Here is a 13122-nt window from a genome sequence, read left to right on the forward strand (position 1 = left end):
CACCAAATGTTAATTAGGGATATGGCTCTCCTGGACTCTTTGATCATGAATAATAATTCCGTAGATTACAGCAATATAAAAATGAATAGTATCTATGTGCGCAGAGCGCGCAAATTGATGATTCAACCGAGCGAACAGCGGCAACATCCATTGTCCAAGAAAGTTCTCGCGACTGCGCTCAAAAATATAGAATCACTGGGGTTTACCTTCTCCACTGAGCTGATGCAGGCACTACGGACGCTGTCCGAAGAACAATTTGCAGCATTGGTCGATCAGCTGGTCAAAGACCTTAAAGTGATGGTCGGTGCCCATGTGAAGTACAAACCGATGTATGCGGGATTCCCGGAGCAGGTGATGGAAGCGGACGAAGCGGAGCTGTACTTGAACGCCGTTTTTTATTACCTGACACATCATACGCTGGGTGATTTCGAACCTTCGGCTATGGCTGCTGGTGTGCGGTCTCCTTTCGTGGAGCAAACGAAGCTGAAAATCATTGATCTGGGGAGCAAGCAAGCGTTCCAGAAGCTGATCCGTCAGTTAATCGAAGCGAAAGGTTCCATCTCGGATACCGACAAAAAAGATATCCAACAAGCATTGAAATACGCTGATCCGAGTGAGGTCGAGACCATACTGCCTGCGGAGATTCCATTTAAGGAGAATGTGGGATTTGTCGTTGCGGTGTTGCTGAAATATGAACTGGCAAGCATGGAACGTATCGGGTCTTATTTTAAAACGGCAAGCGATGTGCTCCGACTGGCAGTATCCTGGTCGGAGGGGGACGTCAGTCTGGCAACCGCCACGCCTTTTCGTAAATTCAAACGTCGTGAGCGCCGCCTGCTCCTCAGCCTGCTGGAGCAATGCGGCTCCATCACGGAGGATATGCTGCGCTACAAGGATCGCTGGATTCGGCTGGGCGAAATTTTGCATCCATCCGAATACAAGCTACGGTATCCGCGTAGCCAGGCCGCCTTCGATGTATTGCGAAATAACAAGCCGTTCTCAACCTTTAACGGTAGCGTTGAACTGGCATTCCAGTATCGCAATATCTGGAGCCTGATCGACCTGTTGTCTCAGCGTCCGGGTGAATTTGCACGGAAGCTGGATCATATGCTACGCATCACAGACAATGAAGAATATGTGCTGCTTGCTTTTGGAGAGGTGGCTGCTCAGGTGTCCACGCCGGTGTTATTGCAGGTGAGACAGCATTTCGCACAGCGGAATGAAGCGTCAAAAATGCGGGTCTTTTTTCCGAAAGGCAATGTGGCCAAGGCGGTTGGCATCCCGAATGAGCTACCGGAGCTTGACAAAGCTGTCTGTCAGGAAGTGGTGCAATTATGCGAGCAAGCTCTGATCACACGATTCGCTGCGTTCCCTTCGCTCGGGAAGACGTATGTCGATGAGCGGCTGCAGCATTATCTGGTGCCTTTTTCACAGCGTTCCGCGAGCAAAGCCTTACGTACGATTGTGAGAGGAAGCCGTATTCCGATGGGGGAGGGCGACACGATTCGTTTCTTCAGCTGGTGGAAAGAGGGCGAGGTCGACGGCACGCCTACAGGGCGTGTGGATATTGACCTGTCTGCGATCATGTATGACAAGGACTGGAACTATGTTGAACATATCTCATATACGAATCTGAAGTCTGTTAAATATAAGGCTGTCCACAGCGGGGATATTGTGACTGCACCTTATGGGGCGAGTGAGTTTATTGATCTGCATATCCCTTCGATTGTGAATTATGGCGGAAGGTATGTGGTGACCACACTTCACTCCTTTACCAGCCATCCGTACTGTAATTTGCCGGAATGTTTTGCAGGCTGGATGATGCGCAAGAAACCCGGATCGGGCGAAATCTATGAGCCTTCCACGGTGGAGAACAAGATCGATATTACGGCTGATACGCAGATTGCCATTCCCGTCATTCTGGATTTGGTCGACCGTACGATCATCTGGACGGATATGGCGCTGACGAGGTACCCGGACTATTACAACAATGTGGAAGGCAATCGGGGAGGCATCGTACTGATGGGGAAGGCGATGACTTCATTACGCAAACCTCACCTGTATGACTTGTTCATGATGCATGCCAAGGCGAGAGGTGAACTGGTAGATACGAAGGAGCAGGCCGATACGATCTATGCGGTCGATGAAGGGGTGACACCGTATGATATCGAGCAGATTATGGCGGAATATCTGGCTTGATCTGCAGATCCAGCATGGGCTGGAGTGAAATGGCGTTTCGAAGAGATATGTTGTGTTGGGAGTCTATGAGTATGTATGTGCAAGCACAACTAGCGCAACTGGAGAAGAAGGAGCAGTCATAAGGCTGCTCTTTTTGGGCTGACCAGAAAATGAGAAGAACAGATAATGGGAGAGTCATGTTAACATGACTTCATTTGACGATGAGTTCCATTGTATAGTAACCTTGGCGTGACTATAAGGGGTTGTTGCTTTCTTTTTCAAAGAACTGCCCAAAGGAGTGACCTGATCTACATGAATAATAACTCAAGTCAAAATACAAGCGTGGATTCCATTCTCGGCCAGTATGCATTTAACGAGCAGTCATCTTCCACGGAGTTGATCGAGTTCACATTAAAATCATTGCAGGACTTGTTGCCACTCGCTGGCTTCAAGATTGTCAAATCCCGCAAAGCCCTCGAGAAGAAAACGAAGGAATTGTTGATATCCTTCTATTTGCAGGCCAATAGACATAATACAGCAGGAGCGAGTATAGAAGTCATGTTGCATTGTAAAGTTACCCATAATAAGCATAAGTCATACACGGGTCTACTGGAGAGTTACTATGAGCATTCGGAGCTAAAGTGGTATGAATTATTCGGGAAAGAGGCATTTAGGAACAGCCTCCTATCCATGACGGATTATATCAAGCAACACGAGATTCCGTTAATCGAGCAACTGATATCTGATCCTCAAGGTGTGATAGAGGCAAATAGAATTTTCAGCCCTTATTTTTACTATCGTTATGGGACAGATGCACAATTTGAACTGGCGAGACAACGATACGTTGCGAGTCTAAGTGAAGCGCAGAAACAGCAGTATGACGAGGCGTTCATCAAATTTCAAGAGGATGGAAACAGTCTAATCAAGCGTGGAGAAGATTGGGCATATTTGACGGTGTCCAAGAAGGAGGGGCGTGAAATATGACCATTACCCCTGTCATTCTGGTGTTGTTTGCGTTGATTAGCTATTTCTTTATTTACTTTATGTGTAAAGTGATTAATCCTCAGGCACCCAAAAAATATGTTATATGGGCTGGAGTTTGTTTTGCAATTCTGACGGTGATGTTGTGTAGTCTATTGCTTCTTCTCCCTCAGCTGGTCTAGAGATGCATAAGTTAGCTGAGCTCCCGTCCCCGCAGCTTTGGACGCGGCTAACGATCACAGATAACGTTATTTGGAGCATTTGAGCCTGTTTGAAAATTTAACGATCACAGATGACCCTATTTGGGTTTTTTCAGCGGAAAACTGTCGTCTGTGATTCATTTTGGCAAGAATAGGGTCGCTGGTGATCGTTACATTTCTAAATGTGCGGAAATCAGCCCAATAAGGTTACTGGTGATCGTTAGAGCCCGAGAGTGCGGAGCGAAATGGTGGATTTCTCACAATTGTATGTTGCGTCACTTTCCCTTGACAGCCGCCCCGGCACGCCTGCGAGAAACTCCCTCCAATCCGCATTCCCTACTGCTTCCACGCATTCGCTTCTTTCACCACTTCTGCACCACCTGCAGCCATGAACTCCTGTACAAACTCATCGAATTCACGGAGTGGTCGCTCACCTGTAATAAACGAGATATAGGCTTTGTTCTTCAACCGGATTAACGAATCGCTGTATTTAGCCAGAGCGGGTGTAGCGATCTCCAGCGCGTTGTAAATACCGTCCTGATCGAGGTGTAGCGTTGAAGCCCATTGTTCCCGTTCTCCTGTTTCTTTCAACGGAACCGTCATACCGATGTTGGCTCCAATCGTGTTTTGATACCCGAACATGGTGTCATACGGTGGCATAATGACAATGTTTTTCGGCTCGGCCGGTGTCCAGACCCAGTGTTTATTTTGCACGCCATAGGTCATGCTTGTTGCTTTATCTGGATCAGGGCTTGCACTAACCTCATCCAAAATACGCAGGATCATCTCCAGCTTGCCCGGCTCTTTAACCGCATCTGCTCCGATTGCGGTGAAGCTCATCAACATGTCATTGCCTTTCGAACCGCGTTGTCCGTGAGGCCCGATGAAGGGTTGGCCTAAAGTAACCCGAGCTTCAGGGAACTTGCCCGTTAATTCTTTTACATTAAAAGTGGCTTGGACTGGGCTTTTCACCACTTTACCGTCACGTTCAACGTGCCAATCCTCATAATCGCCATCCTGAATCCAGTGGTAGTAGTTACCCATTGAGGTCATCCCGATTTTACCGTTAATAAACGCATGGGACAGATGTTTGTAACCGCCCTTATTCTCGCCAGTGACAAACTCGGGATCGATTACACCGTCCTTGTACCATTTCCGCAGGTAGGTCAGTGCCTCCTTCATTTCGGGCTGTAACGCACCAATAACTTTCTTCCCATCCTTCGTGCCGAAGTATAGCTGATCTGCAAAAACAATCTGACCGAAGGCTCCGAATACCACATTCATGCCTTCGCTGGACAAACCATACGTGTCTTGGATGCCGTTGCCGTCAGGATCATCAAAGGTAAACGCATAGATAACCTTCTCGAATTCCGCCAGCGTCCGAGGAACGGACAAACCCAGCTTGTGAAGCCAATCCTGCCGATATACCACCGGTGTACGGTAGATGTTCGTTGGATTGATGACAGGGATGCCGTAATACTGCCCGTCTATAACTCCTGTATTTTCATAGGCCGGGGCTTGTTCATGGATGATACGCATGAGATTTGGGGCATATTGCTTCAGCGTCTCCAACGGAATCTCGGCAAGCACCCCTTGTTGCTGATATTTCAACAAATCCTGAGGCTGACGGATACGGAACAGGTCGGGAATGTTACCTTGAGCCAGCTTCATATCGAGAAGCGACTCATATTTGTTGTTTTCCATATTCCAGATGTCCAGATCTACACCAAATTGCTCTTCCACCTGTTTCAACATCTCGGCATCTTGCGGAACGGGCAGATTCTGATGCAACGTCCACGAGATGTGATATTTGGCTTTGCCCGAAGGAGAGGATGGCGTGCCGTTCAGCTCTGATTCGACTACAGCACTGGGTCCGGTCAGCAGATTACAGCCGCCAAGAATAACGCCCGCCAACGTCAGCAGGGCCGTAGTCAGAAATACCCGATAGCGATAAGGAACTTTCGCTCCGGCCTTCAGTTCCTTCACCTTCATCCGATCCATCCTCCTCATCCTTATGATCCGGCCTCGGATATTGCCGCCGAAGAGAGATTGCGTACATAGTTGCCCGGTGTACAGCCGTACATTTCTTTGAAACGTTTAATGAAATAGGCGGTTGTGCCGTAACCAACCGAGCTTGCGACCCGGTCAATGGTCATGTTGTTGTTTTCAATCAACAGCCTGGCCTGCTCCATCCGCCTTGATGTTACATAGTCGGTGTAGGTGACACCCATTTCTTCTTTAAAGAGCTTGCTTAAATACTTGGGACTAAGGAATACTTTGCTTCCAACAGCCTCAAGCGAGAGGTCGTTCGAAAGATTGGCTTCAATATATTGCTTCGCCAGTTCGATGGTGGAGACGGCTCGATCACTGTTGCGATTCTCGGTTTCTTCTATAAATGTGGTGATCGATGCTGTCAGCCAGTTGCGGTATGCCAATATATCATGCAGATTCGTATATTCGTGATACAGATCAGGGTGTCCGAACTGTAGCGGGTGCTTATACCGCACGTTCTTGGCTGCATCCGAGTAGATAAACACCATATTTGACAGGATAAAATGGCAATAATCCGCAGGGAATTCTCCTTCCCGCATAAGTTCAACCACTTGTTCGATGGTGCTTACAGCCTCATCAAGTTGCCTGCTCTGAAGTTTGTCTCTGAACTTGGCCAGCAAAGTCTGCGGAATTTCGTCCAGGCTGTGCTCACGCTGAAGCAGGGAATGATCTTTCAGAATGTGCAGTTCTGGCAAAAGATAGGCATATTTCATCAAGGCCTGCGCTTCGTTGAAGCTCTGATGGATATCACGGAGATCCTTGACCCAACAGCCTGTAGACAGTTGAATGTCTGGTTGCAGTTGTTGACGTGTCTCTGCAAGTAGCAGCTCGGCGAACTTGTCCAATAATGCTTCTGAAGCCACATCCGTACATAGAATGACGGCAAATCGTTTATCTGGCAGTTCTTCTGCAATGAGACGGCTATCTTGCAAGGACAAACACTCCAGCCCATGCATCAGTTTGGCAATGGTCTCCGGCTGTTTGGATGATCCACTTTCGGCAATGGCTGAACCGGTATTCATCAGCATACAGCAGTATTCCTTGTATTGTCTTGCGATACCGAGAGCAGCACGTTCCTGTTTCCATGGCCTGTGTTCCGGATTACCTTGCAAAAGGTTAAGCACGGCTTTGTGCCTTACAGCCGCACTGTTCGCATGTACAGTCTCTTCGAGATGATTCACTTGTTCTTTAAGATGAAGGAAGGCGTTGTCGATCAGGCGAAATTCATTGGTAACCTGATGAGATGCAGTTCCTGAAAGATCCTTAATGCGGCCCACCAGTCGTTTGATCGGACTATAATTCGCGCGTACAAGCACAGCGGATAAGATCAGCCCGATCAACAGCGCAATGAGACAGATCCCAAGGATAAGTTTCTGGATCATGATGGACTGTTCATAATAATAGCTGGATGGCGTAGCACTGTAGATCATCCACTGAGTGGATGGTAACGTTTGATAGGAAACCACATATGGTGCATCGCCAATCTTCTCGTCGAAGCTACCTTTGGCATGGCCTAGCTCAAGCGTCTTTTTCAGACTTGCGGTGTACATATCAGACTGTCCGGAGCTTTGTTCTTGCAATCGACTCACTGCATTCCCGGCAGCGTTAACGATCACGGTATGTTGATACTGGGAAGGCATCATATTCTCAATGATGGTATTCACGGCCTCTTCTTTGACATCTATGGCGATAATGACATCACTGGTTTCCCCTGTTGAGCGAAAAGGATAACTGTGCGCATACGTAAATAAACCATTGGTATTCCCGCTTGTCTGACTGGAGAAAATGTCCTTTGGAATATGGCGTACTGGCGTCCACAGGCTGTTATGTTTACTGGTGCGCATCTCCTGAAGCCAGTCCGCATAATACACAGACCCTTCGCTCTGATCCGCATTATAGCGTAGTCCATAGAGCGAGGAGAGCATGATATTACGTGCAGGATAATAGAGATGAATCCCTTGAACAATATCGGTATTGGCGGCAACCTTGGCTTTGAGCAGTTCTTGCAGATCAACCACCTGGTTTAATCCGTTTCGATCTTCCTGATCGGCAAAGAGACGAATGTTGGCTGATTTGTTAAGAGATAGGTCAACATACATCTGCTGCACCCGCTTGAGTACGGTTCCTTCGATAGTACGTGCTGTATTTTCAAGAATCAGCTGATTCTTATTTCTTAATTCTTCATTGTAACTGCGTGAGAAATAGATATAGAAAAATGAGCAGATCAGCAGCACAATAACGATGACGATTGAACCATATGACAGGGCTAGTCCCGCCCATGCAGAGCTCCACTTTTTCATCAAACATTCCTCCCGGCCCAAATTATACACTACCCACATTCTGCAAGGTTCACGATTTATATTAACTTCATGTAAAATGTTGAGGATTTATGATATTGCGTCGAAATTGATACAATGACGAAATTGTTTTATTGCTGGTTTTACGGCTACAATGCTACATTGAGACCGAACCGAGACCAACTATTAAACGATGGGAGTCGACATGATTTGAAAACAAAAGTTGCTACAAACAAAAACAAGAAAAGATTGTTCACTGCTGCTCTAGGTTTGGTCGTTCTGACAAGTTCTATTGCACCAGGCGCTGCACTCGCAGCACAGAATAATGATACCGTGGCTTTACCGAAACAACCGGCATGGGGTTACTTCGTAGACACGTACAAAAATAACAAACCGGATAATATGACGGTATCCAGCAATCCGGCGATCGGCACGTTATCCAAGTTCCTCGACCTATGGACACCAGGAAATGCGTGGGATAATGGTACCAAGCTGAACAGCGCCGTATTGGACTACAACATTGATTATGTGGCACAGCGTGCTAAAACACGTTCCAAAGCGGACGAGGATGCTGCCTACTATACGGATCGTACGAACCAATCATATGGCGCAGTGGAAGGTTTGGGAAAACTGGCTGGTGTGTATCGGGAAAAGTCAGGTACATTCACTTCCATTACAAGTATTCCGGCAGATGCAGCGACAACCAAGTATTCGGATAAAAATGATTCTAATAAAGCAGGAGATTCCAATTCCGAGTTGGGGAAAATGGTTGATCTGATCGGCAAAGTTCGTGGTGATTACGCTTCAACACAACAGGCGAAAATGTTCTACCAGTATAAACGCCCGTTCCGCTGGCAGGGTCAACAACTGATCGTACCTTCACTGGTTGCTGTGCAGAGCAGCAAACCGGAGACGGACGGTGGTTTCCCGAGCGGTCATACGAATGCATCCTATCTCGCAGCCATCGCACTTGCTTACGCTGTACCTGAACGTTACCAGGAGCTGATGACTCGCGCTTCTGAAATGGGTGATGACCGAATCGTAGCCGGTATGCACTCCCCACTGGATGTGATGGGCGGCCGTGTGCTGGCAACAGCATTTGCGGCATCCGCACTGAATGATCCGGATAACAAAGAGCTGAAAGAGCAAGCGTATGCTCAAGCACATGAAATTCTTTTGAAAGAGACGGGCATAAGTAAAGACCGCTTTACCAATTATGCTCGCAACAAATCCGAATTCACAGAGCGCATGACGTATGGATTCCCGCAAATCGGCTCCACAACAGAGGCAGTGCAGGTGCCTAAAGGTGCGGAAGTACTGCTTGAAACAAGACAGCCTTACCTGAACGATCAACAACGTCGCGCGGTACTGGCGACTACAGGTATTGCATCAGGTTATCCGGTACTGGACGATCCAGAAGGTTGGGGACGTCTTAACCTGTTCGCGGCGGCAGATGGATATGGTGCGTTTAACACGGATGTAACGGTAGTTATGGATGCGGCGAAAGGTGGATTCAACGCCAAAGACGTATGGCGTAATGACATCTCTGGTACAGGCAAGCTGACCAAAGAAGGTAGTGGTGTTCTTCATCTGCAAGGTAACAACACCTATTCAGGAGGTACTGAGGTTAAGGCAGGTACATTGGAAGGTGATTCAGCTAACGCGTTTGGTGCTGGCTCTGTCATGAATAATGGCGGTACGGTTGCAGAGAAAGTTGAAGGTAAATGGAACATTAAAGGTGATTTCACACAAGCCTCAAGCGGAACACTGGAGTTGAATGTGAGTACTGCGAGTGATGTATTGGATGTCAAAGGTACAGTGAATGCGAATGGTAAGCTGCAAGTAAACTTTGACAACAATTATGTACCTGCACAAGGCAACTTCACTTTGATCAAATTTGATGCAAACAAACTGAATGGTAAATTTGCATCGGTAGAGGTGAAAGGTCTGCCAAGCCAATATACAACTGAGGTTGTGTATCTAAATGACCGTGTTGTCCTTGCTGTTAAGGATACTACAAATCCGGGTGGCGTAACGACAAATCCGTTCAAATCGGATGTTGTCAGCCAAACTGACGTTTTGAACAACGTAAATGCAGCGATTGAAGCAACGAAAAATGAACCAATGGCGATGAGTGATATCTCTACACACTGGGCGAATAAAAATATTAATGCTGCATTGAAACTGCGTGTCATCAACGGATATGAGAACGGCACATTCAAGCCAAATGCCTCTGTAACGCGCGCTGAATTCACAGCGATGATTGCTCGTGCACTTGGCCTTGGCGAGAATAAAGCAGCGAACAGCTTCAAAGATACAAATACAAGCTGGGCTGCTGGATATATCGGGGCTCTGGCAGATAAGGGTGTAATCGGTGGGTACGCGGATGGCTCCTTCAAGCCAAACGCAACGATCACTCGTGCCGAGATGGTTACCATCATTGCTCGTGTACTGGATCTGAACACATTGGCAATCGGTACGAAGATCAGTTTTAGCGATGTGAAATCCGATAACTGGGCAGCTGCGGCGATTGAACTTGCTTCATCCGCGAAGCTGGTCAATGGATTGACGGCTTCCGAGTTCGCGCCTAATGGCAAATCTACTCGCGCTGAAGCGGTAACGATCATTATCCGTGCACTGGAAAGTGACAGCACAATCAAATCGTTGATCGCAGGTCTGTAATTAGAATCTCATCACATCTCATCCTACTTGGATCTGATCAAGATTGCCGGGGCGGTTCGCATATGCGAGCCGTTTCGGTTTTTGTGCGAATATAACTTACGTAAAGGGCGGGGAGAACTTGAGTCGACTGACTAATAGCGGATTCTATAAAATCAAGTTTTGGATTACACCGGAAGAGTGTGGCGAGATCCTGGAGCTGTTTAAGGATCGAGAAGCTTCGTTTGTATCAACGAACTATGCCCAGACCTCATATGACAAACAACAGGTGCTTCAGGCATATGAGCAATTTTATGATTACTATGTAGCTAATGAGAAGGTGGCGGACTACTTCCCGCACTTTGTATATTCCATCGTACTTGCTATGGATCAGGGGATGGCTGGGTTTTTCGTCAGAAATGAAGGCATCAGTTTCCCTTATCGTGAGCAATGGGCTGTGGATGAGCTGCCTAGCATTATGATTTCGCTCCCCAAAGATATCCGAATTCAAGCCGAAAGTGGCGAAGGAACAGAGTATACGTATGAAGATATCCGGGAACAGCGGCCTTCCATATATAAGTTGTACGAAGAACTGGTGAGCGAGATTAAAAACAGAACAAAACTGCTGCGGTTTTCGGTGTCTGAACCAGATGGGTTGCGGGTGCAAAAACCTTCTGTTCGTATTAGCAAGAAGGCTGCCGAGCAGATCAGGAGTGGCTGGATTTTTGATCAATACAAGCTTGTAATGGACACCAAATAAGAAAAAGAAGTATTCAAGTAAGATAGGGACGAGAGGCTTACCATTGTATGTATATGTAATATAATGGTATTATAATAATGTTATTGTAAGAAAATGATATCAAAAGGTGTTTTGGGAAAGGAGGTTAATGCGCAACGAAGTATTGCAACTATGAGGTACACACCAAACGATGTGGCACATCAAAATCCACCGTAGAGGTTGAGCATACATCAAAATGTAAGCGCTTCATAATGTGATTATAATCAGGAGGGATATTCACATGAATCAACGTTTGGTAAAAAAGTGGACGAGTATGCTGCTGTTCATCGCCATGGTTGCTTCCGTTTTTGCTTTTCCTGCTTCAAAAAGCCATGCAGCCACGATTCAGGTGACAGACAATGGTTCCCGAATCGAGGTAAATACCGGGTCCGGGCTTGCGTATGTGGTCAACAAAACCAATGGAGATATCATCTCGGCCAAGATGAACGGAACGGAGCTGAACAGTAATAGAGGATCACATATTGGTTCAGGTTTAGGGTCTTCCGCGAATGTGACGTGGAATAGATCACCTTCGGGTTCAACGGTATTAATCACTGTTTCTACCAGTACATTAACGCATTATTATGCTTCGCGCGGCGGCGAGAACATCATCTATATGGCGACCCATATTACGGCACAGCCGTCTATTGGTGAGCTTCGTTATATTTTCCGCGGCAATGGGAGTGTGCTGACCGGTGTGCCGATGAACTCGAACAACCGGGGTAATACGGGGGCGATTGAAAGTCAGGATGTATTCGGATTCTCGAATGGGCAATCGGCCTCCAAATATTATGGTAACGATCAGGCGAAAGATCTGTCTGTCCGAGGGGTAACGGGCAACGGAGTAGGTGTATTCATGGCGTACGGCAACCGGGAGAAAAGCTCGGGCGGGCCTTTCTTCCGTGATATTCAGTTCCAAAGCGGCTCTGAAACGGAAGTCTATAATTACATGAACTCGGGACATGCCCAGACGGAGAACTGGCGTCTCGGCTTGCATGGGCCGTATGCACTTATTTTTACAACTGGAGGAACACCTGCCGCACCTGATTTTAGCTGGATGTCAGGATTAAATCTGCAAGGATGGGTGAGCAGTCGAGGTAATCTGGTGTTGAATGGACTTTCGGGCATGGAGGCAGGTTACGCTTACACGATTGGATTTGCGAACAGCAACGCTCAGTATTGGGCAAATGCGTCGGCCAGCGGGGCTGCTACCAAGTACGGCATGATTCCGGGAACATATACCATGACGGTGTATAAAGGTGAGCTTGCCGTATACACGGAAAATGTGAACGTGAATGCGGGACAAACTACAACGGTGAATACCCGCACCATCAACAATGATCCGAGCAAGGCCTCCAGCATCTGGCGGATTGGGAACTGGGATGGGACACCACGGGAATTCCTGAACGGACAGACGATTCCGATTCGTCATCCTTCCGACAGTCGCAACCCAAGCTGGGGGCCGGTGACGTATACTCCAGGCAGTGCAACGAACCGTTTTCCGGCTATTCAATTCCGGGGTCAGAACTCACCTACAACGGTGAATTTTAACTTGAATGCTGCACAGGCATCCTCCGCACATGTGCTGAACATCGGTATTACGGCTGCATACATTAATGGGCGACCAAGTGTAACTATTAATGGACGCACATTAAGTAACCCAGCTCCTTCCGCTCAGCCTAATTCACGCAGTTTCACCATCGGCACGTACCGTGGCAATAACACTACCTTTAGCTGGAATATTCCCGCATCACACTTTGTTAACGGTGCCAATACAATTACCATTACACCGATCAGCGGCTCCAGCGATTTGGGCAACTGGTTAAGTGCAGGTTGGGTGTACGATTGCGTGGAACTGCTGAATTAACGAAGGATTAACTATCTAAGGATTAACGGAGGAAGCTATAGCTTGCGTGGCCTGACTGAATGGATAACATGAGGTCGGGCTACGTTTTTTATGCTTTTCAATGTTAAACGC

Annotated in this window: 8 protein-coding genes; 6 read left to right on the forward strand and 2 right to left on the reverse strand. The window is 47.3% G+C overall.

The genetic code is table 11. From position 1 onward, the window contains the following. Positions 1 to 45: 45 nt before the first annotated feature. The 3 genes from FS818_RS23345 to FS818_RS23355 all read left to right on the forward strand — a co-directional run bounded on the left by FS818_RS23345 (position 46) and on the right by FS818_RS23355 (position 3341). Positions 46 to 2199, forward strand: a complete 2154-nt coding sequence (locus FS818_RS23345) for a TerD family protein (protein WP_260989954.1) — start codon at positions 46 to 48, stop codon at positions 2197 to 2199. A gap of 291 nt (positions 2200 to 2490) precedes the next feature. Then, positions 2491 to 3162: a hypothetical protein gene (locus tag FS818_RS23350; protein ID WP_145335164.1), complete on the forward strand. Its 672-nt coding sequence runs from the start codon at positions 2491 to 2493 to the stop codon at positions 3160 to 3162. Continuing rightward, a complete protein-coding gene (locus FS818_RS23355) occupies positions 3159 to 3341 on the forward strand; it encodes a hypothetical protein (RefSeq protein WP_145335165.1) in 183 nt (60 codons plus the stop codon). The genes FS818_RS23350 and FS818_RS23355 overlap by 4 nt, the downstream gene beginning before the upstream one ends. Positions 3342 to 3695: 354 nt before the next feature. Here the strand turns inward: FS818_RS23355 and FS818_RS23360 are convergent, their stop codons facing one another. Further along, positions 3696 to 5351 carry an extracellular solute-binding protein gene (locus tag FS818_RS23360; RefSeq protein ID WP_145335167.1) on the reverse strand — a complete coding sequence of 552 codons (1656 nt, stop codon included), beginning with the start codon at positions 5349 to 5351 and terminating at the stop codon, positions 3696 to 3698. Between the two features lie 20 nt (positions 5352 to 5371). Next, positions 5372 to 7711: an AraC family transcriptional regulator gene (locus FS818_RS23365; RefSeq protein WP_145335169.1), complete on the reverse strand. Its 2340-nt coding sequence runs from the start codon at positions 7709 to 7711 to the stop codon at positions 5372 to 5374. Between the two features lie 207 nt (positions 7712 to 7918). Here FS818_RS23365 and FS818_RS23370 point away from each other — a divergent pair, with 207 nt between their 5' ends. From FS818_RS23370 to FS818_RS23380, 3 genes are all read left to right on the forward strand, one after another. After that, positions 7919 to 10390, forward strand: coding sequence for an S-layer homology domain-containing protein (locus FS818_RS23370; RefSeq protein WP_260984794.1), 2472 nt, complete (start codon positions 7919 to 7921; stop codon positions 10388 to 10390). A 118-nt stretch (positions 10391 to 10508) separates the two neighbouring features. Continuing rightward, positions 10509 to 11126 carry a hypothetical protein gene (locus FS818_RS23375; protein ID WP_145335173.1) on the forward strand — a complete coding sequence of 206 codons (618 nt, stop codon included), beginning with the start codon at positions 10509 to 10511 and terminating at the stop codon, positions 11124 to 11126. A gap of 259 nt (positions 11127 to 11385) precedes the next feature. Then, positions 11386 to 13011: a rhamnogalacturonan lyase B N-terminal domain-containing protein gene (locus FS818_RS23380; protein WP_145335175.1), complete on the forward strand. Its 1626-nt coding sequence runs from the start codon at positions 11386 to 11388 to the stop codon at positions 13009 to 13011. The last annotated feature ends 111 nt before the right edge of the window (positions 13012 to 13122 follow it).

Source organism: Paenibacillus xylanexedens, from assembly GCF_007680605.1.
Taxonomy (GTDB): domain Bacteria; phylum Bacillota; class Bacilli; order Paenibacillales; family Paenibacillaceae; genus Paenibacillus; species Paenibacillus xylanexedens_B.